This is a genomic window from Agrobacterium sp. CMT1, from assembly GCF_037203725.1.
Classification (GTDB): domain Bacteria; phylum Pseudomonadota; class Alphaproteobacteria; order Rhizobiales; family Rhizobiaceae; genus Agrobacterium; species Agrobacterium pusense.
In genome coordinates this window covers 39,046-64,264 of the sequence record NZ_JBBCAR010000002.1, presented here as the reverse complement: position 1 = coordinate 64,264, position 25,219 = coordinate 39,046, and the positions used below count along the sequence as shown (strand labels likewise).

Sequence of the window (25,219 nt, the reverse complement as noted above, 5' to 3'; positions counted from 1 at the left end):
TAGGTAAAGGGTGGCGCGGCCTGCTTATTTGATCTTGAGGCGGACAAGAAGCGACGGACGTGTGCAGAGCGGCAGCACGTTCGATTCCGTATGGATTTCGCGGCCCTTGTCGTGGGGCAGTTCTTCGGTGGAAACGAAAACCTTGGTTTCAGGGTCGGGGCTGCGGTTTGCGCCGCTCATCGTGTCCGGCGGCGCGATATAGCGTTTGAAGAACGGTGTTCCGAGCGGGACGACAATAGCTTCATCGGTAGGGACAGCATCACGCGCCACAAGCGTGCCGTTCGACTGACGGACATGGAACTGCTCGTCAATGCGCTCCAGCGTCAGGCCGCCAAACTCGAAGATATCCTGAATGTCATCACGCCCCGGATTGGCGGTGTCGCCCTTATAGGCGCGCATTTCTTCCAGCACATTCGGATGATTAACGTACTTGTCGAAGAAATCCGCTCCGGCGAGGACGCGAAGGCCGGTTGCGGGCGTTCCGCGCAACTCGCGCCGAACGTAAGCTTTCACCTGCCTGTTGAGCGGTGCAATGCGGGTCGCCGCGGCTTCCAGATCGTATTCGACGCTGTGTTCCACAAGGTCGAATTTGTCATACACGTTCAGAAGCTGCCGCCCGTCGCCGTCCAACACGATACCGTTGAGCGCACCCCAATCGAGATGAAAATGCGTAAAATCGTGCTTGGCGCGCAGAACGGCAAGGCGATCATTATAAACATCCTCAAGGTTCGCCATGATCACGTCGCCCTCACCCCAAACGGTAAGGTTCTGGATATCGGCCGGCGTAATGGCGTCATCGAGCGGAAAATGCGGAATGTCGAAAGAAATGGCGTTTTTGTTGTCACCGCGCATGTTGAGATTTGACTCGCCGCCGCGCTCGCGGGCCGGGATAACGGTCAGCTCCTGTTCAGAAACACCAAGCCGCACATAGGTGGTGTGGATTGGCGTATCGGTGAAAATACCAAGCTGCGCCGGACGCCCGGTCACATAGGGCGGAATATTGATGCTGTCGGTCAGCCGTTGGTCGGCAAATTCTGGAGCGTTCAGATAGTCAAGAGCGGTCGTCAATGGATTATACTCCCCTGCGTGCGATAATGCCGAGTGCGGCAAGCTGGTCGATTGCGATTTTCTGCTGCGCGGCGGTGATACCGGCAGGCCAGGTGAGGCTTTGCAAAACCACCTGCGCGCGGCGCTTGAGGGTCACAACCTCGATATCAGCGGCGCTAGCGTCGGCGTTTTGCAAGATGATGGCGGCGGCGATCTGCGTGCCGTCATTGGCGGCAGTGTCGAGCTGCTTGAATTTGCCGGTATTGGTGACTTTGCCCAACACCGCGCCGCAAATCACCTTGCCCGACTGGGCAAGCGTGTCGGTGTCGCGCGAAAAGCGATTTTTGCCCTCGTCCTTGACGACATCACTTTCCGTTTTGTAGCTGATTTTCTGCATGGTCTTTCCTTAGAGGGTTGCCGGTCGGCGGTTACTTGATGCCGTGGCGGCGTTTCATGTTGGCGGTCAGATCGGCCCGCTTGGGAGGCTCGCGACCGGGTGCAAGGCCCGTATTGTTGAGGCCCTGCGCGTTCATCATCCGGCGCGGCGGGACGTATTCTTGTTCATGCTGCGGCGTCTCCGACCCTCCCACCGTGCGGGGCGAGACCTGCATAAGTTTAACGGCGTCTTCCGCACTCATTTCGGTGTTGAAGGCCAGATGCTCGGCAAGAGACGTGCGGCCTTCCGCTTCGTCGGATTTCAGAATGGCTTTAAGGCGCTGGGTAGCCACGGCGACGGCTTCATTTTGCGGCATGGGTTTTTCCTTGGCTCTTTGCGGGCTGCTGGCACCCCATTTTTGAGAAGCCGCCAGCGCCACCAGCTTTTCAGGCGCTTTGCGGAATTTGCTGTAATCGAAGGCCGCGACCATTGCCGCCGCCTTGCCACTCTCCGCGTCGGCAAAACCGGCCTCAATCGCCTGTTCCGGCGTGAACCACGTCTCGTCCTTCATGATTTCGCGGCAGGCGCTTTCGCTCTTGCCCGACTTGGCCGAGTAGACGCGGGCATAGGACGTTGCCAACACTTCCAACGCCTCAATCGTCTTGTTATGGTCCTGAGAATTGCCGAAGGTGAAGCCGCTCGGATCGTGGATCATCATCACCGAACCCGCCGCCATGGTGACTTTTTTGCCTGCCATGGCGATCAGCGAGGCGGCAGAAGCGGCAATGCCTTCAACGAGGATATCGACTCGACCGGAGCGGGATTTCAGGAGCGCGTAAATCGCGGCACCTTCGGTGGCGACACCGCCTCCCGAATTTATGGCAACCGTCACGGCCTGGTTTTCCGCAAAGCCCGCCAGCGCATAAAAAACGTCCGTGGCGTTAAAACCGTCTTCGAAAGAGTCTTCACCGCCGCCAACAAAACCGGTTAGGCGGATTGTGTTTTTGTCAATGATGGTGCTCACTGCAATTCTCCCGATGTGAGGACGGCGCGCGGATCGGCATCGATCCGGCGAAGGACATCGAAACCGCTTTTTTCGGCGGCGCGGATCATGGCCTCTTCGGCAAATTCAAGATCGAGGACTGCCTTTTCCGCCTTCGCCAGTTCGCTGGCGCGCTCGGCGTCGGAATAGCTGGTGGCGGAACCGTAACTTTCGGAAATCGCCGTGCTGATCTGGTCACGCAACGCCGTCACCGTGGCCGAAGCCACCACGTCCGGCGGCACGGTCGTAACCGGCGCGCGATAGCCGGCTGCGATGAAGCGGAGCGCAAAATTCTTCACGGTGGACGCCGACGATACCGACGCCAGCCAGCTATCCAGACGGTCCAAGGCCACATCGCGGGAGACAGGCGCTTGTAGGATTTTCGTCACCGTGTAGCGAGCAACAACATTCTGCTGGCGGATCTCTTCCAGTGCCGTCATGAGCGCCATTCCGCCGGAGCGTGAAGCTTTCAAAAGCTGCTGGATGCTTGGTGTGCTCATCGGGCGTCTCCGGTCTGTTGTGCATGGGCGGCGGCATAGGCTTCGCAGGTCTTGCGCAGCTTCTTTGCGGCGTGAGCGCGCTCCTGAAGGATTTCGATTTCGCCTTCTTTGTCTTCGATGCGCTTGTTCAATTCGGCCTGCTTTTCCTGAAGCTCTTCGATCAGGCCGCGGGCGTCAGTGCGATCTGGTTTCACACGGCGCTGTTCTGCCAAAATCTGGCGGCGGAACTCGTTGGCGACGTCCATGTCGGCGTGCAGCGCGGCGCGGGCATGTTCCAACGCCGCATCTTCGCGGGCGCATGCTGTGCGCAAAACCGTCAGGCGGTTGGGGTCGATGGTCATATGCAGTGATTTCCCTGTTGTTGTTCGCAAGGTCGATGACGGCACAAGGAATTCAAAGACCCTCTTGAATTCCTTGTTCGAGGATTTGCCGCAGGCGGTCGGTTTGCGGCATGCGCGTGCCGCTGTTGAGGACGCGCCAGAAGGTCGCCGCCGGTTCGGTGGACGGCGCGGCAATGGCATTGCGGTCGCGCTTCCAGCGTCCCGCCTCATAGGTTTCGAAGGAGCGGCGCATGCGGCGGCTTGCGACACTGGCGGGAAGGTCGCACCACTCAATATGCTGGTCGCGTAACCGGCGCAGCATGTCGTCACGGCGTGCGTTTCTCGCAGCATTGCTGGTGGTGATGCCCCCATGGCGGCGCGTACCGAAAGACTGATCGAGCGAAACTTCTCCAGCTGTCTCCACGAAAGGCGTCAGGCCTTGGATCAAGAAGATTTCGAGGTGGTAGGGAAGCTTTTGTCCAGAGGCCAGGTAGCGTGTCACCTGTCCCAGTAGTCGCAACGTCACAACAGGGTCATTGCAGGGTTTGGTCATTGTTCCCATCCGTGCAACCGTGCGTGTATCGTGCGTGTATCCGTGTACCGCTTTCGAGAAGTGCAACTAGTGAAATCCCGCAGTACCCCGGTCCCGTATGTTGATTTATTCCGGGATACGGTCCCTAAATGGGGGAGGTGGTCACACATGAGCGGCCTCCATTTCGCGATGACGGGTTTCCAGTTCACGAAACCAGACGAGTTGCTTGACGGTCATGGTGAAGTGATCGCCGTGTAGTTCGGCGCGGCCTACCATGTTCCCCACAAAAGTGCGTTCACGGTCATGAAGGAAAGCGGCATCGAGCAACTTGCGCCCGGCCTCAATGATGTAGGCCGCAGAGACAGGCGAGCGGGCCGGTCCTGCCTGCGGCCCTGGTTCCCGCTCCCGATAAACTACCCTCTCGACAACGCGCGGCGGCTTGTCGATCAGAGCCACCAGATCGTGCAGGCAAGCGCCACCGCTTTCCAGCGTTCGCATGATCGCGGCCACGGTCGCGACAACCTCGCCAGCATGGTCACTGGCCAGCATGGGCAAGAGCTTCCGCAGTTTCGTGATTGTATTCCTATCGAGGTCGGCCATCGGTCCAGCCTCTAGCCATGCGATGCGGTGGAAGCTCGCCACCAGCCCGTGCGGTTCATGCCCGGCTGCGGTTGCCGTTGGTCAGGCCGATTTGAGGGATTTCGAGCGGAAGCCGCATACCCCCTCTCAAAAGCCGTTTTCTCCTTTTCGGCAGTCTCGAAGAGAGAGGTTTTTACCTTACTCACTGAAGTGTTCAAACCTTTGAACCCTATCGCCCGGATGATCCAGCTGCCCCACGACTTCGAAATGATCTTGATGATGTTCGTAAGGTTCTTGCCGAAGGTCTGCGGACGCTCGCGAACCGAGATATGCTCCAAGCCCTTCGAGCGCGCCTTGCGGATGGCGTTTTGTACCGAAGTCCGACCGACACCAGCCACGCGGGCGATTTCGTCAAGGCAAAGGTCGCAGAAGCCTTTCTTGCGGCAACGATCTGCAATGACAGCGAGCGCGGCGCGTTCGGCCTCAGAGTAGCAGGCGCGGATTTCGGGTGGCATGTTGCCACCGCTCGCCCATTTCCGGCGGCGCTGTATTTCTTTGGAACGTTCTTCGCTGGTCACGCGCTTGCGGCGCGCCTGCTGCACCACGCGGTCAGCCGCGCGGGCCGATGCCTGTTTCTCGTAGACCTTAGACGCGGGCTTCGTTCCCGCGCCTGTTGCAAAGTAATCATCGTTGGCGCGAGGGGAGCGGCAAACGATGCGTGTGCGAAGGAGCGCGGCGGAGGGCTGATAATTCGTCATTCGCCTGCCCCCGGCTTGGAAAGGGAACGAGCAAGCTTCGCGGCGTCCGCCGCCTCCATGACCGTCAAGGCAAAACGACGACGGATCGTTACGACCGGATGTAACGTCATTGGGTTGAGGCTAAGCCACAGCGCAGCCTCTCTTACGCGGGCTTGGACGGTGTCCAAAGTGTTTGACAAGTTCCCGCTAAGTGCTTGACTTTCGATAGCGGGTTTGACAAAAATTTCGGCATAAGGTGCTGTTTTCGGCTCGACAGGCGCGGCTTGAAAATCCGCGTGTCGGTGGTTCAAATCCGCCTCCGGGCACCATTAAATCTCCAGATTGATAAATTTATATAGGTGCGTGTTCGTACCGATCCGACCTAATCTTGTGGGATTCAACGATAGCCATAATGGCAATAAACATTTGCCTCGTGGGCGGGTAGGCGAAAAACCTCGTAAATACGTTTTTTGGGTGAGTGTATTTCGTCCGCTAACATTATCCCAAAACTATCAGATGCTTGGCAGATTCTTAACCCCTGCTTAATGGATTTTTTGCCCAGCTTGGCGATTTGCCATTCCTGTGACCGTTCGGCGTGAAATGCTCGTGACAACAAAATTGATCGCCGTTTTCTTGGGAGTGCCGCAGCCCATCTTTTGAGCTCCGGCAAAGTTGCAATTACTGTCGTAAACAGTTCTCCCTACGATGGAGCCTTTGATATGGATGGGGCTGCTGAACGCAGTAGTTTTGCTAGACCGGTTGCGTACCCGTTTCAGTTTCCGACTATCCGGGATACGCACACATAAAACGAAAGATGACGGCACCTCTGCGCTAGATGAGAATGACGAGGTTGTAACATACGTTTTTCATCGTAAAGGGAGGCCAGCCCGCAAATGGATCATACTGTAATTCCATCTTCTTTACCGCCCGGCGTCATATATTTCGGTGACTTCCTTTCGCCGCAAGAGGAAGCTGCCACCGCAACCATATTGGATGCCGGTGGGTGGAGCACGGAACTGAAGCGTCGTGTGCAGCATTTCGGTTATCGGTATGACTATAAAGCCCGCGCAGTTGCGCCGGATGCCTATCTCGGGCCTTTGCCGCCATGGCTGGGCGTGTTCGCCAGAAGATTAGTGAGGAACGGCCACTGCGAGAACTTGCCTGATCAGGTTATCGCGAACGAATACTTTCCAGGGCAGGGGATCAGCGCGCATGTCGATTGTGTCCCCTGTTTCGACGATACAATCGTGTCGATAAGCCTTCTATCCGCTTGCGAGATGGTTTTCCGCGATTTGCGCGGATCCGGCACATGTGGCGTTGTGCTTCAGCCCCGCTCAGGTGTCCTGCTCATGGACTCCGGGCGTTATCATTGGACTCACGAAATTCCGGCTCGCAAATCGGATATTGTGAACGGGGTGAAGACCGTTCGAAGCAGGAGGATTTCCCTGACTTTTCGTAAAGTCATTGCTTCAACGCGCACCTAAGCAATTACAAATGCTCCCGGTTATCCGAATTCTGCTCCGCCCGGTCCCGATAAAGCGCGGCCCGCCCCAGCAGCATCAGGGAAACCGGCGTCGTCACCGTCATGAAAATGCCGATGAAGATTTCGTGGAAAGCGAAGCGGCCGCCGGAGACGGAGAAATAGATGATGGAGGCCATGACGATGCCGCCGGTCCCCCAGCTGGTGCCGAGTGTGGGCGCATGCAGGCGTTCATAGAAGCTGTTGAGCTTGGCAAAGCCGATAGTGCCGATCAGCGTCAGGGAGGCGCCGAGGAGGACGAAGAAAGCCACGGCGATGGCGGCCCAGAGCGGAAATTCTGCGGCGTTGCTCATTCTATGACCTCCCCGCGCATCAGGAATTTGGAAAGGGCGACGGTGGACACGAAGCCCAGGATGGCGATCAGCAGCGATGCCTCGAAATAGATATCGTTGCCGGTGCGCAGGCCGAAGGTCAGCAGTAGCAGCATGGCGTTGACATAGAGCGTATCCATGCCGAGCACCCGGTCCTGCGCGCGCGGGCCAATGGCGATGCGATAGACCGAAATCGTCATGGCAATGGCCAGCATCAGCTGCGCCAGCGAAAAGGACCAGAAAAGGATAATCGAACTCATTCGAATATCTCCATCAGCAGTTTTTCATATCGGTTCTTGATGAGGCTTATCCACGCGGCCTCGTCCACGTCGTCGAGGACGTGGAGCAGGAGCGTGCCCTGACTGGAATTATATTCAAGCCAGGCGCTTCCCGGCGTCGAGGTGAGGATTGTCGCCAGAACGGCCAGCGCCATGGGATCGCGTATATCGAGCGGCACGGCCAGAAAACCCGATTTGCGGTCCCTTTCGCGCCTGAACAGAATGATCTTCGCGACCGAGAGATTGGACCTGACGATATCGTAAAGCACGATAAGGATCAGCTGCACCAGCCGATGCCAGTTGCGGATGCGGGGTTTTGCCGGCCTCAGCGACGCCATCGCCCAGGAAGCGATGAGCGCCACCGCAGTTCCGAGCAGCAGATGCCCCGGCGAGAAACTGTTGATCGTCATCCAGAAGAAGATCAGGGAAACGGTCAGTAGCGGGTAGGGCAGGACACGGTTCATCATGGCTCTGCCTCCGGATTGCCGCCCGCCCGTGGCGCGGAAATGACGCCCTGGATATAGCTCGCGGGCAGATCGAGGATGCGCGCTGTTTCCTGCATGTAACGCATCACCGGCCCCGCCTGAACGGTCATGGCGAGTGTCAGGCCGAGAAGCAGCATAATGGGTGCGATTTCGATGACGAGCACGCGCGGCACGGTGCCTTCGATGGAGGCCCAGAAAGTACGGATGCCGGCACGGGTCATCGAGATCAGTGAAGCGAAGCCGGAAAAGACGATCAGGAAGACGATCCACCATGACAGGGTGGAGATGCTGTCATTGGCGCCGAGACCGGACGGATTGAGAATGGCCGATAGCATCGAGAATTTGGCAATGAAGCCGGAAAGCGGCGGCAGGCCGGCGAGCAGGATGCCGCAGGCGGCAAAGCATGCGCCCAGCACGGCCATGGTGGCAGGCATGGTCACGCCGATTTCCTCTTCCTCGTCTTCTTCCTCGCCTTCGCCATAAGCCTCCATGGTTACGGCAAGAACGTTTGCGCCCGCATCCTGCCCGCGCTCGACAAGTTCGATGAGCATGAAGAAGGCACTGATGGTGAGGGTGGAGCTGACAAGGTAATAAAGTGCGCCGGCCGCCACCGTGGGATTGCCGGTACCCATGGCTGCAAGCAGCGTTCCCGATGAAACCAGAACCGAAAAGCCGGCAAGCCGTCCCAGCGCCTGCGACGCCAGAACCCCGATGGCACCGAAGATGATGGTGGCGATGCCGCCGACCAGCAGCGCATCGTGGCCGAAACCGGCCGATTCCCCGGCCGTCTGCCCGAACAGCAGGAAGGAGAGGCGGGCAATGACATAAATGCCGACCTTGCTCATGATCGCGAATAGCCCGCCGACCGGTGCAGATGCCGCACCATAGGCGGAGGGCAGCCAGAAATTCAGCGGCCACATGCCGGCCTTGACCAGAAACGCGATGCCGAGGATGGCCGAGCCGGTTTCCAGCAGCATGCGCTGGTCGGGGGTCAGCCCCTCTATCCGGTGGGCGAGATCACCCATGTTCAGCGTGCCCGTCACGCCATAGATCAGACTGACGCCAATCAGGAAAAACAAGGCGGCAACGAGGTTGATGGCGATATAATGCAGCCCTGCCTTGACGCGTTGCTGGCCGGAGCCATGCAGCAGCAGCCCGTAAGATGCCGCCAGCATCACTTCGAAGAATACGAAAAGGTTGAAGAGGTCGCCGGTCAGGAACGCGCCGTTGACGCCCATCAGCATCATCTGGAACAGCGAATGGAAATGGGCGCCCGCCTTGTGCCATTTCGCCATCGAATAGATGAGCGAGGGAATGGCGAGCAATGCGGTCAACAGGACCATCAGGCCCGACAGGCGGTCGGCGACGAGCACGATGCCGAAGGGTGCCGGCCAGTTGCCGAGGAGATAGACGCCGCTCGAAACCACAGCAGCGATCTCGGTATTAACGGTTGAGTTCACCTCGCGGAACAGCAGAATCGCAACCACCAGCAGCAGCACCGTGGAGGTGAAGCTGATCGCGGCTTTGGCCACACGCTGGCGCTCGTCAAAAAACAGCAGCAGCGCGGCGGTAATGAGCGGCAACAGGATGGGTGCGATGACGATGTGGAAGGGGAACGACATCATTTCGACTCCCTCCCGTCCACATGGTCAGTGCCGGTGAGGCCGCGCGCTGCGAGCAGCACGACGAGGAAAAGCGCTGTCGTGGCAAAGCCGATGACGATGGCGGTCAGCACCAGCGCCTGCGGCACCGGGTCGGCAAGCGTCGAACTGTCGACGCCGTTCACCAGCACCGGGGGTGCGTTGGTCTTGATGCCGCCGACGCCGAAGATGAACAGGTTCACGGCATAGGACAAAAGCGAAAGCCCGACGATGACCTGATAGGTGCGCGGGCGCAGGATGAGCCATACGCCGGAGCCAGTCATGATGCCGATGCCGATTGAAAGAATGAGTTCCATTACACGTCCTCCGCTTTTGCGGCGTCAGGCGTGCGAACGCGGTAGTTGCGCAACGATTGGTGTGCCAGTGCTATCAGGATAAGAACGGTGGAGCCGACGACCAGCGAAAAGACGCCGAGATCGAACAGCAGGGCGGAAGCCGTCGGCATTTTGCCGATATAGGGTATCTCCGTATACTGGAAATAAGAGGTCAAGAACGGGTAGCCGAAGTACCACGAGCCGATACCCGTCGCCGCCGCCATCAAGAGGCCAAAGCCCATCCAGCGCAGCGGCAGGATACGGATGCGGTCCTCGGCCCAGCGCGCCCCGCCGGCGAGATATTGCAGAAGGAAGGCGATCGCCATGGTGATACCGGCCGCAAAACCGCCGCCCGGCATATCGTGGCCGCGCATGAAGAGGAAAATGGAAAAGGTGATGATGACGGGGAACATCCACTGCATCACGATGGATGGCACGTAGAGATAGTCGCGAACGGTATCGCCCTTGCTGCGATCCGGGCGCTCCGCATCGAAGGCGTTCTGCATCTGCTGCTGTTCCGGAAGTCCGATGCTTTCATGGGCGGGACGGAAACGGCGAAGCAGCGCGAAGACGGTGAGCGCCACGATGGCCAGAACCGCGATTTCGCCGAAGGTGTCGAAGCCACGGAAATCGACCAGGATGACGTTGACCACATTGGTGCCGCCGCCTTCGCTGTAAGCGCGTTCGAGGAAATAGGTCGCAATGGCATTCGGCACTGGCAGCGTCATCACGGCATAGGCGATGACGGACATTCCAATGCCGCTGGCGGCGGCCAGCAGGAAATCGCGGGCACGGCGAAGCTGCGCCGGCAACTCATCGCTGCTGTCCACTTTTTCGAAGCGTTTCGGCAACCACCTGAGGCCGAGCAGGATGAGAACGGTGGTGACGATTTCCACCAAAAGCTGGGTAATCGCCAGATCCGGTGCGGAAAGCCAGATGAAGGTGAGGCAGGTGACGAGCCCCGAAACGCCAAGCATGACAAGGGCTGCAAGGCGATGATATTTCGCCTGCCAGGCAGCACCCATGGCCGCAATCATACCGATCAACCACAGAATGGCGAAGATCGGATCGAAGGTTGTTACCCGCGGCAGCGACAGAGCGAATTCCGAAAGGAAGAGCGGCGAGAAACCGGCAAGAAGCGCCACGAGGATAAGAAGCCTCAGCTGCGGCTGCAGGCGCCGGGTGCCGAGCGTGCTTTCCAGCCACCGCGCCCACTTCCAGGACACGGTGACGAGAATGCGCTCGAAGATGCGCTGACCCCGCAAATGCCGGAAGATCGGCGGACCGTCATCGCAGCGCGAGAAATAACCGCCGAGCAAGACGTAGATCGTTACCCCGCCGATCAGCGCCGCGATACTCATGATCAGCGGCAGATTGAAACCGTGCCAGATCGACAGGCTGTACACGGGTGTCTGTGCGCCGAGAACGGAAAGCACGGCCGTATGCAGGAACGGGCCGATGGAAAGGCTCGGAACGATGCCGACGATCAGGCAGGCGAAGACGAGGAATTCGATCGGAAACCGCATCCAACGCGGCGGCTCGTGCGGATTGGGGTTTGGCAGATCGACTGGCTTGGGGCCAAAGAACACCGTGTGAATGAAGCGCAGCGAATAGGCGACGGCAAATGCGCCGGATAATGTTGCCACATAGGGCAGCGCCCGGTCGAGAAGCGAGTCGGCATGGGTTTCGACGGCCTCGGCAAAGAACATTTCCTTGGAGAGGAACCCGTTGAACAGAGGAACCCCGGCCATGGCCGCACTTGCCGCCATGGCGAGTGTCGCCGTTGCCGGCATATAGGTATAGAGCCCGCTCAGCCGCCGCATGTCACGTGTTCCGGTCTCATGGTCGATGATGCCGGCCGCCATGAAGAGCGAGGCCTTGAAGGTGGCATGGTTGACCATGTGAAAGATGGCCGCCACCGCAGCGAGCGGGCTGCCAAGGCTTAACAGCGTGGTGATGAGCCCGAGATGGCTGATGGTGGAATAGGCCAGCAATCCCTTCAGATCCTGCTGGAACATGGCAAAGTAGGCACCGAGCAGCAGAGTTATGACGCCGGCCGCGCCGACCAGCCAGAACCATTCCGGCGTGCCCGCAAGCACCGGCCAGAACCTTGCCAGCAGGAAAACACCCGCTTTCACCATGGTAGCCGAGTGGAGATAGGCGGAAACGGGTGTTGGTGCCGCCATGGCATTGGGCAGCCAGAAGTGAAAGGGAAACTGCGCGCTCTTTGTCAGAGCGCCGCCGAGAATAAGAATGAGCGCAGGCACATAAAGCGGATGCGCGCGAATGGCAGCGCCGGCCTCGATGATCCTGTCGAGATCGTAGCTGCCGGCCATGTGACCGAGGATCAGCAGACCCGCCAGCAAGCTGAAGCCACCAATCCCCGTCACTGTCAGCGCCATGCGAGCGCCGTCGCGGGCGCCGGCATTCTGGTGCCAGTAGCCGATCAGAAGGAATGAGAAGATGCTCGTCATTTCCCAGAAGATGGACAGCAGAATGACGTTGCCGGATAGAACGACGCCGAGCATCGAACCCATGAAGGCGAGAAGAAAGGCGAAGAAGCGCGGTATGGGGTCTTCAGTCGACATGTAGTAGCGGGCGTAAAGCACCACCAGCAGGCCGATGCCGGTAATCAGCATCGAGAAGATCCAGGCAAATCCGTCGAGCCGCAGTGTGAAGTTCAAACCGAGCTGCGGCAGCCATTCCACGTCGTATTTAAGAACGGCGCCCCCGCTGACGCTGGTATAAAGGAAAATACTGCTGACCAGACCGAAAAGGGCAACTGCCCCCGCAACGGAAGCGGGAGCTGCAGCAGCACCCTCGCGCGGCATGAACGCCGTCAGGAGTGCGCCGACGAAGGGCAATGCGACAATAAAAGGAAGAATGGTTGCAAGTGTCATATGCGGCAGCGGTTTTCTCTCTGGAATGGGAGCTTGCGGCGGATTTCCGACGACTCCAATCCCTCAGGATTCCAATGAATCCAATGATGATGACCGCCGGAATGACTAGTACATAAGATGCGGAGGCGCGCGTGGTACCACGCTGGCAAAGTCTCGGGACGCTTGTGGCGCGACGGCAACAGCAACGAGCCGCGCCTTTGCCTCAAGGTCAACACTGACGGCGGTTAAGGAAAACGCGTCGTGACCAATACCCGGGGCCGCATTGCCTGACCGGCAACCGAAATCACCGCCGTTGTCGCAATCCTTGTCGCGAAGCGAAAGGGAGCGGCCAAGATCGACGGTCTGCATGCGTTCGAGGCGGCTGGTCTTGGAAAGCGGCTTGATACCCGAAGGCGCCTGGAAGCCGATCATGAGAAGAAGGCTGGCGACCACGAGACCGATCAGCACTTGCGGATGGCGCCTTGAACTGCGGCCTTTCTCCATCCATTGCAAGTTGGCATCTCCTTGATCGAAAACGTCTCTTTAAAGCATCACCGCTGCGCGAATATCCCGTTGATTTGTTTTAGGGGAAGCCACCCGCGCTTGTCCAGCACAGAGGCCGGAAAAACCGCCCGAAGCGCTCGATTCCTTTTTGTTTTTGCTCATTTGCGGCAAAGTCGGGGCAGGGGCCGTTAAAAGACTTTACAAATTTTACCGTTTGACCCGCAACGCCGCGTTTCTTAACTTTCAAGCAAGGAATTAACCATAAAGATTGGTGGTATTTCCACGGCGGAATGGGGTCTCTCCCCTTCCAGGCATGACGCCGCACTGCCGTACCGGTGCCGATCCGGTATTTCGTTTCTTGGTTCAAGAAGGTCTGGCAAGCGTCGATGCCGCATCGTCCGCGATGGGTGTGTTCGTTCAAAAATCCCCTCAGGGTGCTGGCGTTCTGAACCTTGGCAAATTGGCCGGGTGTCACCGGCCGTCATGTTGTTGGGGACGTCGGTTGGGGCAGGACTTGCCATCAGATCAAGCGCGCAGATCGGCAGGCGGAAGCCTGGCGGGGCGGTTGCGTTTTGCCGGCCTCGATGAGACGCAATCCGACTTCCTGCGCAGCTATCGCGGCATGCTGGAGCCTTACGTCAAGGCCGGCCTGCGCGATGTGATGACCCGTTTCCAGTCCATGCCGGACTGTTCCCCGTCCTTCGACAGCGAAAACCAGCTCGAACGCCTGCACGATCTGCAATCGTCGCACTGGAGCGTTTTGACGGATGCACGTTTCGATGCGCTCTATGCCGAGCGGGTGAAGGTGCTTTCCGACAATGCCAGCCGCATGGGTCTCGATCCGCGCTGGCAAATCGCCAGCCACGCCGTCGTTCTGGAGCACCTCGTTGGTGGACTGGTGGCGGAACACGCACCCCGATCCATCCTGCCGGGTAGCCGCAAGAAGAGCCGTGAGCTCGCCGAAGCGGTAAAGAATGTCGTTCGCCTCGTGATGGTCGATACCGAGATAGCGGTCTCGCTGCGCTTTAATGAACTACGCCTGCGTCATGGCCGCGAACTTCAGGAACAACGCGACAATGACCGGGCTGAAGCGGCAAACCTCTTCGGCGTCGCGTTGAAAGCTTTTGCGGCAGGCGATTTGCACGCACGGATAGACGGTGACGTTCCAGACGCCTATCGGGATGTCGCGACAACATTCAACACGGCCCTTGAAACCATAGGCGCGTCGTTGACGGCGGCCCATAACAGCGTCGGCGAGGCGGAGGCCTTGAGCGGACGTTTTGCCGATATCGGCCGTTCCATTGCCGAGCGTTCACGCCAGCAGGCCGAAGCCCTTGCCGAAACCTCGCATGCGATTCAGGCACTGATCGGGAACGTTGCCGAAAACGGCGCTCGCATTGCGGCGACGGAAAAGGCGGTTTCGAGCGCCCGCGACGCGGCGGTCGAAAGTGGCCGTGCGATCGGCGAGGCGATCGACGCCATGTCGGACATCGAACAATCCGCCGAACAGATCGGCAGGATCATCGGTACGATTGACGAGATCGCTTTTCAGACCAACCTTCTCGCGCTCAATGCCGGCATCGAGGCGGCGCGTGCGGGTGAAAGCGGTCGTGGGTTCGCTGTCGTCGCACAGGAAGTCCGGGCGCTCGCCCAGCGGTCTGCAGATGCCGCAAGGGAGATCAAGAGCCTTGTCGGAACCACGAAGACCCAGGTCGAGGGCGGCGTCCGCATGGTCAACCGCACACAGGACGCAATCGGCGGCGTCGTCCGGCAGGTCTCGGGCATCAACGACATGATCGCTGAAGTCTCGCGGCTTACGGCCGAGCAGGCCGGTGAACTGCAATCTGTTGCCGCCGATATTGGCGGGCAGCAACGGCAGGCGGACCGCAATGCCGTCGATATCAGCGCGAGCGCCTCCGAGGCCGACACGCTTCAAACCGTCATTCTGGAACTCGGCCGCACCGTGCGCGAATTTCGTATTGCCCGCCAGGAACATTTCGCTGCCGCCATCGGTGCGGATCGGCAGCAATCATCATTTATGGCCCGTGAGGATAGCCGCACGGATTACCGCCAGGATTACCAACAATTCAGACGTCAGGGAGTCATGTAATGGCAGCCAGAAAAGCAGCTGAGGCGACGCTGAAACTGTCACCGGTGCTGGACCTCAACGAAGCATCGGCCCTGCACGGCAAGCTGATGACGTTGCGGGGAGCACCGCTGTCGGTGGATGCGTCAGAGGTGGAACGTATCGGCGCCCTTTGTGCGCAGGTCCTCATGGCCGGCGCCAAATCCTGGGAAGAGGACGGCAAACGCTTCGGCTTTGCCAGCGTGTCCGATGCATTCGACAGGACCATGAAACTGATAGGCGTCGATATCGATCATTTGCTCCTGAAGGAGATGCAAAAGTGAAGAAAAAAGTTCTTACCGTGGATGATTCCCGGACGATCAGGAACATGCTCCTGGTCACGCTCAACAATGCCGGTTTCGAAACCATTCAGGCCGAAGACGGCGTCGAGGGCCTCGAAGTGCTCGAGCAGAGCAACCCCGACGTCATCGTGACTGACATCAACATGCCCCGTCTCGACGGTTTCGGTTTCATAGAGGGTGTTCGTCGCAACGAAAAGTACCGTGCGATCCCTATCCTCGTTCTGACGACCGAAAGCGATGCAGAGAAGAAGAACCGCGCCCGCCAGGCCGGTGCGACGGGCTGGATCGTCAAGCCGTTCGACCCTGCCAAACTCATCGATGCCATTGAGCGCGTAACCGCCTGATACGGGACATTTCACGATGGATATGAACGAAATCAAGGAAATCTTTTTCCAGGAATGCGAGGAGCAGCTCGCCGAACTGGAATCGGGGCTTCTTAAATTGAATGACGGCGACCGTGATCCGGAAACCGTCAACGCCGTTTTCCGTGCCGTTCATTCTATCAAGGGCGGAGCAGGTGCCTTCGGTCTCGATGATCTCGTGGCCTTTGCGCACGTCTTTGAAACGACCCTCGACTGCGTGCGTTCCAATAAGCTGGAACCGACGCAGGATGTTCTCAAAGTCATGCTGCGCTCTGCCGACGTGCTGGCAGACCTCACCAATGCCGCAAGAGACGGTGGCAGCGTCGATGAAAGCCGCACCCGTGGCCTCGTGAAGGAACTGGAGGCGCTGGCAAACGGCGAAGCCGTTCCGGCATCCGCGCCCGCTCCCGTCGCAGTAAAGGCGCCGGAACCCGTGAAGGCCAAACCGACGGATGAGAGCGGCTTCGAGCCGATCCCCTTCTCCTTCACGGACTTTGCCGACGAAACCACGCCGCTGATGGAAGCGCCATCCTTCCAGATCACCTTCAAGCCGCATGCATCGCTTTATTCAAAGGGCAACGAGGCGGCACTTCTGCTGCGCGATCTTTCCCGCATTGGGGAGATGAGCATCAATTGCGACATGTCCGAGCTGCCTTCGCTCGACAAACTCGATCCTGAAGCATCCTATCTCTCCTGGACGGTTTCGATCACGACCGACAAGGGTGAAGAAGGTATCCGCAGCGTCTTCGAATTTGCCGAATGGGATTGCGATCTCGAAATCACGCCAGTTCTTTCGGAGGCCGCTGCCGACGAGGAAGAACTCCCGATGATCCCCGTGCCGTTCGACCTTTCGGCGCTTGATAGCGGCGCGGAAGAGCAGCCCGTTGTTGAAGTCGCCACGGCGGAAGCGTCTTATGTTGCGGCAGCTGTCGAAACGGCCGTCGCAACGACGCAGATCGCCCAGAGCGTCAATGCCGCCATCGAAAAGCGTGAAGCTGCGGCAGCACCTGCCGCAGCGCAGGCAAACGCCAATGCCGCTGCCAATGCAAGTGCCGGCCAGACCATTCGCGTCGATCTCGACCGTGTCGATCGCCTGATCAATCTCGTCGGCGAGCTCGTCATCAATCAGGCGATGCTGTCGCAGAGCGTCATCGAAAACGATGCGAGCGGTACGTCAGCCGTCAATATGGGTCTCGACGAGCTGCAGCAGCTGACGCGCGAAATCCAGGACAGCGTCATGGCGATCCGTGCGCAGCCGGTAAAACCGGTGTTCCAGCGCATGTCGCGTATCGTTCGCGAAGTCGCCGACATGATCGGTAAGCAGATCCGTCTTGTCACCGAAGGTGAGAACACCGAAGTCGACAAGACGGTCATCGACAAGCTGGCCGAACCGCTGACGCATATGATCCGCAACGCCGTTGATCATGGCATCGAAACGCCCGAAAAGCGCGAAGCCGCTGGAAAGAACCCGGAAGGCACTATCAAGCTTTCGGCCAAACACCGCTCCGGCCGCATCCTTATCGAGCTTCAGGACGACGGTGCCGGCATCAATCGCGAGCGCGTGCGCCAGAAGGCGATCGACAACGATCTCATCGCTGCCGATGCGAACCTGACGGATGAAGAGATCGACAATCTCATCTTCGCCCCCGGCTTCTCGACCGCCGACAAGATTTCCGACATTTCCGGCCGCGGTGTGGGCATGGACGTGGTCAAGCGCTCCATTCAGGCGCTCGGCGGTCGCATCAACATCTCCTCGCGCCCCGGCCAAGGCTCCACCTTCACCATGAGCCTGCCGCTGACGCTTGCCGTTCTCGACGGCATGGTGGTGACGGTTGCCGGCCAGACACTGGTGGTGCCGTTGACCGCGATCGTGGAAACCCTGCAGCCGGAAGCGAAGAACATTCACTCGTTCGGTGCGAACCAGCGGCTGATCTCCATCCGCAACTCCTTCTGCCCGCTGGTGGATGTCGGCCGCGTGCTGAATTTCCGCCCGACGCAGGCCGATCCGGTCGAAGGCGTCGCTCTTTTGGTGGAATCGGAAGGCGGCGGCCAGCGTGCCCTGATGGTCGATGCGATCCAGGGTCAGCGCCAGGTTGTCATCAAGTCGTTGGAGGCCAACTATACCCATGTTCCGGGCATTGCCGCCGCAACGATTCTCGGCGACGGGCGCGTCGCTCTCATTCTGGATGTCGATGCCATCGTCAGCGCCTCGCGCGGACAGCCCTTGAAGCAGGAAATGTCGCTCGCGGCGGCGGGTTGAAAGCGGATCATTCATGGCAGCACTTAATTTCAACGACCAGCGCCAGTCTCCGGATGACGTTCTTGCCAGCGGTGAATACCCGCTGACGAGACGTGACCTCTCGGAAATCGCGGCGATGATCTATGCCGATGCGGGCATCTATCTCAACGACACCAAGGCGTCGCTGGTTTACTCCCGCCTGTCGAAACACATCCGCAATCTCGGCCTTTCGGGCTTTCGTGAATATTGCGTTCTGGTGTCATCTCCAGATGGCGCGCAGGCGCGGCGCGAAATGCTGTCGCACCTGACCACGAATTTCACCCGCTTCTTCCGCGAAAACCATCATTTCGAACATTTGCGTGATGAGGTACTTCCTGGCCTCGTTGCAAGGGCTAAGAGCGGCGGGCGTGTTCGCATCTGGTCCGCCGCTTGCTCCGACGGACAGGAGCCCTATTCCATAGCGCTCACCGTGCTCGCCATGTTTCCGAATGCAGCCGATTACGACTTCAAAATCCTGGCAACGGATATCGACCCGAAAATATTGGCGCAGGCCCGTGCCGGGGTCTATGACGATAATGCGCTCGAAACCGTGTCTCCCGCCATGCGCAAGCAATGGTTCACGGAAGTGGATGCTGGCGGCCGCCGCAAGTTCCAGATCGACGACAAGGTCAAGCGCCTCATCACCTTCAATGAATTGAACCTGATGACGCAATGGCCCTTCAAGGGCAATTTCGACGTCATCTTCTGCCGCAACGTCGTCATCTATTTCGACGAGCCGACGCAGATGCGCATCTGGTCGCGTTTTGCAGGCCTGCTGCCGGAAGGTGGTCATCTTTATATCGGTCATTCCGAACGTGTCTCCGGTGACGCCAAGAACCTGTTCGATAATACGGGTATCACCACCTATCGCTACATCGGTCACGCTTCGGGGAGGAAGGCATGAGCGCACTCGCACGGGTACTCGTCGTCGATGATAGTCCGACCATGCGCGGCCTGATTTCGGCTGTTCTCAAGGCCGATCCGGAGGTCGAGGTCGTCGGGCAGGCCGGCAACGCCATGGAAGCGCGTGCAGCCATCAAGCAGCTCAATCCCGATGTCGTGACACTCGACATCGAGATGCCGGAAATGAACGGGCTGGAGTTTCTCGAAAAGATCATGCGCCTGCGGCCCATGCCGGTCATCATGGTCTCGTCGCTGACACATCGCGGGGCGGACGCCTCGCTCGCGGCACTCGAAATCGGCGCCTTCGACTGTGTCGGCAAGCCGGCACCAGGCGATGCGCGCCCCTTCGGCGATCTGGCTGACAAGGTGAAGGCTGCCGCGCGCTCCCAACACGCTGCTTACCGCGCGGCGCGGCCGGAAGCCGCAGCCGCGCCGCAGCCGGTTCCGGTCAGCGAATATCGGGCGGGGCGCAAGGTCGTGGCCATCGGTTCGTCCACGGGGGGTGTCGAAGCGTTGATCGCGGTGCTGCAGAAATTCCCCGCCAATTGCCCGCCGACCGTAATTACCCAGCATATGCCGCCCACCTTCACGAAGAGCTTCGCAGAACGGCTGAACCGCATCTGCGCTCCCGTGGTGGAAGAGGCGACGGATGGCGCCCGCCTGCAGACCGGCAAGATCTACCTCGCGCCGGGCGGCGAGCGTCACCTGCAGATCGCCAATCGTTCGGCGCCCTGCTGCCGGCTCGTGGAGCGCGATCCCGTCAACGGCCATCGGCCCTCCGTCGATGTGTTGTTCGACTCTGTAGCCGAACTTGCCGGACGCAACGCCGTCGGCGTCATCCTGACCGGCATGGGGCGCGATGGTGCCGCCGGACTTCTGAAAATGCGCCATGCCGGTGCGCGTACCGTCGGCCAGAACGAAAAAACCTGTGTCGTCTATGGCATGCCCCGTGTGGCCTACGAGTTAGGCGCGGTTGAACAGCAATTGCCGCTGGGCTCCATCGGCGAAGAAATCCTCAAACTAACCACTGCCCGCAAAGAAGGTGCTGACTAATGTCTCTCGCAGAAAAGATCAAAGTTCTGATCGTTGACGATCAGGTGACCAGCCGGCTGCTCCTCAGCGATGCGCTGACACAGCTCGGCTTCAAGCAGATCACCGCCGCAGGTGACGGCGAGCAGGGAATGAAGATCATGGAGCAGCAGCCCCATCATCTCGTCATCTCCGATTTCAACATGCCGAAGATGGATGGCCTCGGTTTCCTGCACGCCGTGCGGGCCAACCCGACCACCAAGAAGGCCGCCTTCATCATTCTCACCGCGCAGGGCGACCGCGCGCTGGTGCAGAAGGCTGCCCAGCTCGGCGCCAACAACGTGCTGGCCAAGCCCTTCACCATCGACAAGATGCGCGCTGCCATCGAAGCGGTTTTCGGATCGCTGAAATGATTGAAGCTGCAGCCAAGCGCGTACATATCATTCAGGGCGAGTATAAGGTCGTCAGCGATCCCGATGTGGTGCTGACGACGATACTCGGTTCGTGCGTGGCTGCCTGTCTGAGAGACCCCGTTTCCGGCGTTGGAGGAATGAACCACTTCCTGCTGCCGGGAACCGGTAGCGTGACCGGCGGAGATGCGACGCGTTATGGCGTGCATCTCATGGAACTTCTGATCAACGGCCTGCTGAAGCAGGGCGCCCGTCGTGACCGGCTGGAGGCCAAGATTTTCGGCGGCGCGAAGACGATCGCCAGCTTCTCCAATGTCGGTGAGCAGAATGCCATATTCGCCATGAAGTTTCTCAAGGATGAAGGCATTCCAGTCATAAGCTCCTCCACGGGCGGGGAACATGGCCGCAAGATCGAATTCTGGCCGGTCTCGGGCCGCGCCCGCCAGCATCCGCTCAGCGGCGCGGAAACACAGAAGACGGTGGCCATGGAAACGCGTCCGGTGCCGGCGCCCAAACCCGTCGCCAACGATATCGAATTTTTCTAGTACGGAGTTTCCAATGCAGCTTGCAGAGCACACCGCCACCACTCCGTTCGAAGAAGCCCTGCCGGATGTTCTGATGCGTGTGGTATCGGAACTGCACGATGTCGCCTATCTCATCGAGCGCATCGAGCCGCAATTGCTTGAAGTGACCAGCGGCCAATTGTCGAGCGAAGGCGTCAAGCTGCTGCAGGGCATCGACCTTGCGGTCCAGAAGACGCGTGGCCTGGCCGAGTTCATAGACACCATCACCGGCTCCATCCCGGGCGACTGGATCGTGGATGTCTCCACCGCGCTCAGCCTCGTCAAGCTTGCTGAAATGCAGAAGGCGCTCGGCGCGGCCTTCCGCCACGGCCATTCCCAGCCGCTCGACAAGGCCTCCGGCGACTTCGACCTCTTCTAGCGCTGTTTCCAGCGGCGCCTGCCTCTTCGCAGAATGCGGAGAAAGGCAACGCTCGCGCAAGCTTCGCACCCTATTGTCATCACGGGGCCAAAAGGTCTCGGACTCTATGAATGACGGTGCGGAACAGAATGAATCTGTTAAATCAAATCCCTCAGGTCTTGAAGAATGTCGCGGCGCTGGGGCAGACGCGGCTGCTGATGTTGGGCGGCGTGGGCGTTGTGTCCATGGCCATTATCCTCGCTGCAGCGCTTTATGTGAACCGTCCCGCTTACGAGACCCTTTATGTGGGGCTTGAAAAGAGCGACCTCAACAAGATCAGCATTGCGCTCGCCGAGTCGGGTCTCGACTTTCAGGTGGGGACCGATGGTTCCAGCCTTCAGGTCCCGGTCGGGCTTACCAGCAAGGCGCGGCTGCTTCTGGCTGAACGTGGCCTGCCCGACAGCGCCAATGCCGGTTATGAACTTTTCGACAATGTCGGTTCTCTAGGCCTGACCTCCTTCATGCAGGAAGTGACGCGCGTTCGCGCCCTTGAGGGTGAGATCGGCCGCTCCATCCAGCAAATCGATGGCATCGCAGCCGCACGCGTGCATATCGTCATGCCTGACGTCGGCAATTTCCGCCGCGGCGAACAGAAGCCCACCGCATCTGTCATGATCCGTGCGAGCGCCTCCGCCGGCCGCAAGGCCTCCGCTTCCATTCGTCACCTCGTTGCCTCGGCCGTTCCCGGCCTTGAAGTCGACGATGTGACCCTGCTCGATTCCACGGGTCAGCTTCTGGCGTCCGGTGACGACGTCACCAATGCCGCCATGAACCGTTCGCTGACGCTGGCGCAGAACGTTCAGCAGGAAATCGAGACCAATATCGACAAGGCGCTGGCGCCCTTCCTCGGCATGGACAATTTCCGCTCGAGCGTGACGGCGCAGCTCAATACCGACAGCCGCCAGATTCAGGAAACCGTCTACGATCCGGAATCGCGTGTCGAACGGTCGGTGCGGACCGTGAAAGAAGACCAGAAGTCGCAGGAAACGCAGCCCGACACGGCCGCGACCGTGGAGCAGAATGTTCCGCAGGCCGCACCTCAGGGCGGCGGCAGCACGCCGCAATCGTCGGACGAATCGGCGAAGAAAGAAGAACAGACCAACTACGAGATCAACTCCAAGACGGTCGCCACGGTGAAGAACGGCTATACGGTCGAAAAGATTTCCGTCGCGGTGGTCGTCAACAAGGGGCGTATCGCAAAGATGGTCGGTGAACCCGCCGATCAGGCCAAGATCGACGCCTACCTCGCCGAAATGCAGAAGATCGTCACCTCCGCCGCCGGCATTTCGTCCGACCGTGGCGATATGGTCACCCTGACTGCAATGGATTTCCTCGAAACCCAATTGCTTGACGAGGCCGCCAGCGGACCGGGTGTCATGGAAGTGCTGAGCCGCAATTCCGCCGGCATCATCAATTCCCTCGCCTTTGTCGCGGTCGCCTTCCTTGTCGTCTGGCTCGGTGTACGCCCGCTGGTCCGCACGGTTACCGGCAATGGCGCGGCCGCAGGCCAACTCAGCCAGGAAGCCGCCGGTCTCGAACTGCCGGACTTCTCTCCGGGCATGGATGCGGGCGCGGGCGGCCTCATGGAAGGGTTCGGGGCGGATTTCGGCTTCGACAGCACCGACGATCTTCTGGCGGGCGGCGATGGCGAAGGCACCTTCAACCGCCGGGTACGCGAAGGGCCCGAACGCAGGCTCTCTCGCATGGTGGAAATCAGCGAGGAAAGAGCCGCCAAGATACTGCGCAAGTGGGCAGTGGAAAAAGCAGCGTAATATCGAAAAGGCCGGAGTTTTACCCGGCCTTTTTTCCGTTTTTGGGCTTTTCGCTATCCTTGGCGGACGCATCGTGGCAATCTCGTTTTAGGACAGTGTTTACAAAAAATTCAGCAACGATACAGTTTGCTGGGAATTGGCTGAGAATGCCGTTTATGGATTGAACAGCTTTTCAGTATGTTTTTTTAGCAATAGACGAACGGTGAAATACGTGGAAAGGCTGGTGTCAGGTAATGGCAAATCCCAGTCCGTTCCATAAAATGAAATGATTCGGTCTCCGGGGGCTTGCCGTCCCATTTTGGTAAGCTTCTCGAATGGAATGATTCCATCCCGAGGTATAATCTCCCACTGGGAGCAAGAGGGCGTAGGCGATTGAAAGTCGATGTTGATATCCGCAGGCTGTCTGCCAAGCCTATGGAGGGCATGGGTAAGCCCCTGCCGCGTGATCAGCTTGCCAAGAACGTCGCAGCCACGGCTGCTGCCGGTAACGTTGCAGGCGCGCTTGATTTGCTCGTGACTTACGCTGGCGCCTCGCACTACCTGCTGGCGCGGGATGACCTTCTCGAAGAAACCGGGCTTAAATTCATCGTCACATCCGATTGGCCTTTCGATCTGGTGCGCCGGTTGGGCGTTGAGCTTGCCAATAGCCAGAACCGTTCGAGCGAAATGGAAAAATGCCTTTCGCTTCTGCAGCCGCGGCTGCTCTTGCTTCCAGAGGACGTTTCGGTTCCCTATGGCATAGACCGGCAGTATTCTGCGCTCTCTTTCTGCGTGGGGCGCATTCGCCTTTCTCTCCTGCTGCTGTTCCCCGAGGAAGCGGTTCCGTCGCCGGAACGCCTGCGTGAAATCGCGCTTCTGACGGGCTATTGCGTCAGTTTCGGCATTGCCAGCGAGGCAAAAGCCGTGCGCGATATCGACCTCACCGAGCGCGAGCTGGAGTGCCTTTTCTGGATCGCGGAAGGCAAGACGAGTGACGAAATTGCGATGATCCTTGGCATTTCACGCAATACGATCAATAATTACATCACAAGCGTGATGCGTAAAACTGCGACAAAAACCCGCTCGGAGGCAATTGCCTACGCCGTGCGCAACAACCTCGTATAATGGTCGGACGGATGGTACAGACGAAAGACAATGAGGGTACTGGTCAAACGGGCATGTTTTACCGCAGCCCTGTCGTGACGAGCCGGTCGGATCTGTTTCCGAAGCTTGTCGCCATGCAGAAGCTGGTCGGCGCGCGCAATTTCGTGGTGACGAAGGCGGCCGCTTCCGGTTTCCCCAACAAGAAGAAGCTGACCTGCGAGCTGGAAAACTGGGGCATGAATGCCGCGGAGCAGAGCACGCAGTTCATTCGCGCTGTCGGCGATATTCTTCTCGATCACATCGAGACGTCGCTTCTGCCGGTCATCTGGCGCAACAAGAATGCCGGCGGTTTTGCCGATCTCCCCGACGTGCCTGCGCTTCTGCGCCGGATCGAGAACGATACGTTGCCCTATGCGGGTCTGGCGCTACCGGTGCGCCTCGGCACCATCGGTAACGGCTATATCGTCTTCTGCGGCACCAATCTCGTTCTCGACAATGAAGTGGTGATCGAACAGCACATCAAGTGCTGCGAGATCATGGTCGATATGCTGGCGCTGGACGAGCGCAAGGCGGCGCCCTCGGAAGCGTTGAGCGAGAGGGAAATCGCCTGCCTGCAACTGGCGGGCGATGGCCGTATCAGCGAAGAAATCGCGGTCAAGCTCGGGCTGTCGGTACACACCGTCAACGCCTATCTTGGTTCGGCGACGATCAAGCTTGATTCCGTCAACCGTATCCAGGCGATCGCGAAAGCCATCCGGCTCGGCTACATCCATTAACGGCGGGCGGGTCTACCGCCCCCTTCGCCGGCACTTCGCGTTTTTTTAACAGTTGCCCATTAGAACTTTTATAAGTTTGGCTTTGGGGAACTG

At 59.1% G+C, this 25,219-nt stretch carries 30 protein-coding genes; 13 read left to right on the top strand and 17 right to left on the bottom strand.

Going from position 1 to position 25,219, the window contains the following annotated elements; genetic code table 11:
* Nucleotides 1-24: 24 nt before the first annotated feature.
* From WA845_RS02970 to WA845_RS02930, 9 genes are all read right to left on the bottom strand, one after another.
* Nucleotides 25-1,068: a major capsid protein gene (locus WA845_RS02970; protein ID WP_337322179.1), complete on the bottom strand. Its 1,044-nt coding sequence runs from the start codon at nt 1,066-1,068 to the stop codon at nt 25-27.
* Nucleotides 1,069-1,072: 4 nt separating this feature from the next.
* Nucleotides 1,073-1,444: a head decoration protein gene (locus WA845_RS02965; protein WP_337322178.1), complete on the bottom strand. Its 372-nt coding sequence runs from the start codon at nt 1,442-1,444 to the stop codon at nt 1,073-1,075.
* 31 nt (nt 1,445-1,475) lie between these two features.
* Complete coding sequence (locus WA845_RS02960; RefSeq protein WP_337322177.1) at nt 1,476-2,447, bottom strand: head maturation protease, ClpP-related; 972 nt, start codon at nt 2,445-2,447, stop codon at nt 1,476-1,478.
* Nucleotides 2,444-2,965, bottom strand: coding sequence for a hypothetical protein (locus tag WA845_RS02955; RefSeq protein WP_337322176.1), 522 nt, complete (start codon nt 2,963-2,965; stop codon nt 2,444-2,446). The genes WA845_RS02960 and WA845_RS02955 overlap by 4 nt, the downstream gene beginning before the upstream one ends.
* Nucleotides 2,962-3,306: a hypothetical protein gene (locus WA845_RS02950; RefSeq protein ID WP_337322175.1), complete on the bottom strand. Its 345-nt coding sequence runs from the start codon at nt 3,304-3,306 to the stop codon at nt 2,962-2,964. Before WA845_RS02950 ends, WA845_RS02955 begins: the two co-directional genes overlap by 4 nt.
* 52 nt (nt 3,307-3,358) lie before the next feature.
* Entirely contained in the window at nt 3,359-3,838 is a 480-nt protein-coding gene (locus tag WA845_RS02945) for a hypothetical protein (protein ID WP_337322174.1), read from the bottom strand.
* A 141-nt stretch (nt 3,839-3,979) separates the two neighbouring features.
* Nucleotides 3,980-4,366, bottom strand: coding sequence for a hypothetical protein (locus WA845_RS02940; protein WP_337322173.1), 387 nt, complete (start codon nt 4,364-4,366; stop codon nt 3,980-3,982).
* Between the two features lie 62 nt (nt 4,367-4,428).
* Nucleotides 4,429-5,001, bottom strand: coding sequence for a hypothetical protein (locus tag WA845_RS02935; protein WP_337322172.1), 573 nt, complete (start codon nt 4,999-5,001; stop codon nt 4,429-4,431).
* A 149-nt stretch (nt 5,002-5,150) separates the two neighbouring features.
* A complete protein-coding gene (locus WA845_RS02930; protein WP_337322171.1) occupies nt 5,151-5,444 on the bottom strand; it encodes a hypothetical protein in 294 nt (97 codons plus the stop codon).
* A 582-nt stretch (nt 5,445-6,026) separates the two neighbouring features.
* On the opposite strand from WA845_RS02930, the gene WA845_RS02925 reads away from it, so the two are divergent.
* Nucleotides 6,027-6,617 (top strand): alpha-ketoglutarate-dependent dioxygenase AlkB, encoded by a 591-nt coding sequence (locus WA845_RS02925; RefSeq protein ID WP_112555890.1) that lies wholly within the window; start codon nt 6,027-6,029, stop codon nt 6,615-6,617.
* Nucleotides 6,618-6,621: 4 nt separating this feature from the next.
* On the opposite strand, the gene mnhG is transcribed toward WA845_RS02925, so the two are convergent.
* The 8 genes from mnhG to WA845_RS02885 form a co-directional block, all read right to left on the bottom strand.
* Entirely contained in the window at nt 6,622-6,966 is a 345-nt protein-coding gene (mnhG, locus tag WA845_RS02920; RefSeq protein ID WP_004439848.1) for a monovalent cation/H(+) antiporter subunit G, read from the bottom strand.
* Nucleotides 6,963-7,244, bottom strand: a complete 282-nt coding sequence (locus WA845_RS02915; RefSeq protein ID WP_004439850.1) for a K+/H+ antiporter subunit F — start codon at nt 7,242-7,244, stop codon at nt 6,963-6,965. The genes mnhG and WA845_RS02915 overlap by 4 nt, the downstream gene beginning before the upstream one ends.
* Entirely contained in the window at nt 7,241-7,729 is a 489-nt protein-coding gene (locus WA845_RS02910; protein WP_004439853.1) for a Na+/H+ antiporter subunit E, read from the bottom strand. The genes WA845_RS02915 and WA845_RS02910 overlap by 4 nt, the downstream gene beginning before the upstream one ends.
* On the bottom strand, nt 7,726-9,372 hold the full coding sequence (locus WA845_RS02905) for a monovalent cation/H+ antiporter subunit D (protein WP_162719252.1): 1,647 nt from the start codon (nt 9,370-9,372) through the stop codon (nt 7,726-7,728). The genes WA845_RS02910 and WA845_RS02905 overlap by 4 nt, the downstream gene beginning before the upstream one ends.
* On the bottom strand, nt 9,369-9,704 hold the full coding sequence (locus tag WA845_RS02900; protein ID WP_003514993.1) for a Na+/H+ antiporter subunit C: 336 nt from the start codon (nt 9,702-9,704) through the stop codon (nt 9,369-9,371). The genes WA845_RS02905 and WA845_RS02900 overlap by 4 nt, the downstream gene beginning before the upstream one ends.
* On the bottom strand, nt 9,704-12,622 hold the full coding sequence (locus WA845_RS02895; RefSeq protein WP_072493963.1) for a monovalent cation/H+ antiporter subunit A: 2,919 nt from the start codon (nt 12,620-12,622) through the stop codon (nt 9,704-9,706). The genes WA845_RS02900 and WA845_RS02895 overlap by 1 nt, the downstream gene beginning before the upstream one ends.
* Nucleotides 12,623-12,727: 105 nt before the next feature.
* The gene (locus WA845_RS02890) at nt 12,728-13,105 is read right to left on the bottom strand and encodes a hypothetical protein (protein WP_112555888.1); all 378 of its coding nucleotides are present in this window, start codon (nt 13,103-13,105) and stop codon (nt 12,728-12,730) included.
* A gap of 79 nt (nt 13,106-13,184) precedes the next feature.
* On the bottom strand, nt 13,185-13,526 hold the full coding sequence (locus tag WA845_RS02885) for a hypothetical protein (RefSeq protein ID WP_162749555.1): 342 nt from the start codon (nt 13,524-13,526) through the stop codon (nt 13,185-13,187).
* A gap of 93 nt (nt 13,527-13,619) precedes the next feature.
* On the opposite strand from WA845_RS02885, the gene WA845_RS02880 reads away from it, so the two are divergent.
* The 12 genes from WA845_RS02880 to visR all read left to right on the top strand — a co-directional run bounded on the left by WA845_RS02880 (nt 13,620) and on the right by visR (nt 25,126).
* Nucleotides 13,620-15,215: a globin-coupled sensor protein gene (locus WA845_RS02880; protein ID WP_286079949.1), complete on the top strand. Its 1,596-nt coding sequence runs from the start codon at nt 13,620-13,622 to the stop codon at nt 15,213-15,215.
* Nucleotides 15,215-15,514, top strand: a complete 300-nt coding sequence (locus WA845_RS02875) for an STAS domain-containing protein (RefSeq protein ID WP_113380923.1) — start codon at nt 15,215-15,217, stop codon at nt 15,512-15,514. The genes WA845_RS02880 and WA845_RS02875 overlap by 1 nt, the downstream gene beginning before the upstream one ends.
* On the top strand, nt 15,511-15,876 hold the full coding sequence (gene cheY1 / locus WA845_RS02870; protein ID WP_004439870.1) for a chemotaxis response regulator CheY1: 366 nt from the start codon (nt 15,511-15,513) through the stop codon (nt 15,874-15,876). The genes WA845_RS02875 and cheY1 overlap by 4 nt, the downstream gene beginning before the upstream one ends.
* Nucleotides 15,877-15,892: 16 nt before the next feature.
* Nucleotides 15,893-18,154, top strand: coding sequence for a chemotaxis protein CheA (locus WA845_RS02865; protein WP_035206775.1), 2,262 nt, complete (start codon nt 15,893-15,895; stop codon nt 18,152-18,154).
* Nucleotides 18,155-18,167: 13 nt separating this feature from the next.
* Nucleotides 18,168-19,076 (top strand): protein-glutamate O-methyltransferase CheR, encoded by a 909-nt coding sequence (cheR, locus tag WA845_RS02860; RefSeq protein WP_045532841.1) that lies wholly within the window; start codon nt 18,168-18,170, stop codon nt 19,074-19,076.
* Complete coding sequence (gene cheB, locus WA845_RS02855) at nt 19,073-20,128, top strand: protein-glutamate O-methylesterase CheB (RefSeq protein ID WP_004439876.1); 1,056 nt, start codon at nt 19,073-19,075, stop codon at nt 20,126-20,128. The genes cheR and cheB overlap by 4 nt, the downstream gene beginning before the upstream one ends.
* On the top strand, nt 20,128-20,517 hold the full coding sequence (cheY2, locus tag WA845_RS02850) for a chemotaxis response regulator CheY2 (RefSeq protein WP_003503467.1): 390 nt from the start codon (nt 20,128-20,130) through the stop codon (nt 20,515-20,517). Before cheB ends, cheY2 begins: the two co-directional genes overlap by 1 nt.
* Nucleotides 20,514-21,059: a chemoreceptor glutamine deamidase CheD gene (gene cheD, locus WA845_RS02845; protein WP_004439878.1), complete on the top strand. Its 546-nt coding sequence runs from the start codon at nt 20,514-20,516 to the stop codon at nt 21,057-21,059. The genes cheY2 and cheD overlap by 4 nt, the downstream gene beginning before the upstream one ends.
* A gap of 13 nt (nt 21,060-21,072) precedes the next feature.
* Complete coding sequence (gene cheT, locus WA845_RS02840) at nt 21,073-21,456, top strand: chemotaxis protein CheT (protein WP_004439880.1); 384 nt, start codon at nt 21,073-21,075, stop codon at nt 21,454-21,456.
* Between the two features lie 128 nt (nt 21,457-21,584).
* Entirely contained in the window at nt 21,585-23,267 is a 1,683-nt protein-coding gene (gene fliF / locus WA845_RS02835) for a flagellar basal-body MS-ring/collar protein FliF (protein WP_004439882.1), read from the top strand.
* Nucleotides 23,268-23,639: 372 nt separating this feature from the next.
* Nucleotides 23,640-24,371, top strand: coding sequence for a transcriptional regulator VisN (gene visN, locus WA845_RS02830; protein ID WP_004439885.1), 732 nt, complete (start codon nt 23,640-23,642; stop codon nt 24,369-24,371).
* A 53-nt stretch (nt 24,372-24,424) separates the two neighbouring features.
* Nucleotides 24,425-25,126, top strand: a complete 702-nt coding sequence (gene visR / locus WA845_RS02825; RefSeq protein ID WP_034496317.1) for a transcriptional regulator VisR — start codon at nt 24,425-24,427, stop codon at nt 25,124-25,126.
* The last annotated feature ends 93 nt before the right edge of the window (nt 25,127-25,219 follow it).

Coding starts and splice junctions, on each gene's coding strand:
- WA845_RS02965 (WP_337322178.1), bottom strand. CDS start 1,444: ATGCAGAAAATCAGCTACAAAACGGAAAGTGATGTCGTCAAGGACGAG.
- WA845_RS02955 (WP_337322176.1), bottom strand. CDS start 2,965: ATGAGCACACCAAGCATCCAGCAGCTTTTGAAAGCTTCACGCTCCGGC.
- WA845_RS02950 (WP_337322175.1), bottom strand. CDS start 3,306: ATGACCATCGACCCCAACCGCCTGACGGTTTTGCGCACAGCATGCGCC.
- WA845_RS02945 (WP_337322174.1), bottom strand. CDS start 3,838: ATGACCAAACCCTGCAATGACCCTGTTGTGACGTTGCGACTACTGGGA.
- WA845_RS02940 (WP_337322173.1), bottom strand. CDS start 4,366: ATGCTGGCCAGTGACCATGCTGGCGAGGTTGTCGCGACCGTGGCCGCG.
- WA845_RS02925 (WP_112555890.1), top strand. CDS start 6,027: ATGGATCATACTGTAATTCCATCTTCTTTACCGCCCGGCGTCATATAT.
- mnhG (WP_004439848.1), bottom strand. CDS start 6,966: ATGAGCAACGCCGCAGAATTTCCGCTCTGGGCCGCCATCGCCGTGGCT.
- WA845_RS02915 (WP_004439850.1), bottom strand. CDS start 7,244: ATGAGTTCGATTATCCTTTTCTGGTCCTTTTCGCTGGCGCAGCTGATG.
- WA845_RS02910 (WP_004439853.1), bottom strand. CDS start 7,729: ATGATGAACCGTGTCCTGCCCTACCCGCTACTGACCGTTTCCCTGATC.
- WA845_RS02905 (WP_162719252.1), bottom strand. CDS start 9,372: ATGATGTCGTTCCCCTTCCACATCGTCATCGCACCCATCCTGTTGCCG.
- WA845_RS02900 (WP_003514993.1), bottom strand. CDS start 9,704: ATGGAACTCATTCTTTCAATCGGCATCGGCATCATGACTGGCTCCGGC.
- WA845_RS02895 (WP_072493963.1), bottom strand. CDS start 12,622: ATGACACTTGCAACCATTCTTCCTTTTATTGTCGCATTGCCCTTCGTC.
- WA845_RS02890 (WP_112555888.1), bottom strand. CDS start 13,105: ATGGAGAAAGGCCGCAGTTCAAGGCGCCATCCGCAAGTGCTGATCGGT.
- WA845_RS02875 (WP_113380923.1), top strand. CDS start 15,215: ATGGCAGCCAGAAAAGCAGCTGAGGCGACGCTGAAACTGTCACCGGTG.
- WA845_RS02865 (WP_035206775.1), top strand. CDS start 15,893: ATGGATATGAACGAAATCAAGGAAATCTTTTTCCAGGAATGCGAGGAG.
- cheR (WP_045532841.1), top strand. CDS start 18,168: ATGGCAGCACTTAATTTCAACGACCAGCGCCAGTCTCCGGATGACGTT.
- cheB (WP_004439876.1), top strand. CDS start 19,073: ATGAGCGCACTCGCACGGGTACTCGTCGTCGATGATAGTCCGACCATG.
- cheY2 (WP_003503467.1), top strand. CDS start 20,128: ATGTCTCTCGCAGAAAAGATCAAAGTTCTGATCGTTGACGATCAGGTG.
- cheD (WP_004439878.1), top strand. CDS start 20,514: ATGATTGAAGCTGCAGCCAAGCGCGTACATATCATTCAGGGCGAGTAT.
- cheT (WP_004439880.1), top strand. CDS start 21,073: ATGCAGCTTGCAGAGCACACCGCCACCACTCCGTTCGAAGAAGCCCTG.
- fliF (WP_004439882.1), top strand. CDS start 21,585: ATGAATCTGTTAAATCAAATCCCTCAGGTCTTGAAGAATGTCGCGGCG.
- visR (WP_034496317.1), top strand. CDS start 24,425: ATGTTTTACCGCAGCCCTGTCGTGACGAGCCGGTCGGATCTGTTTCCG.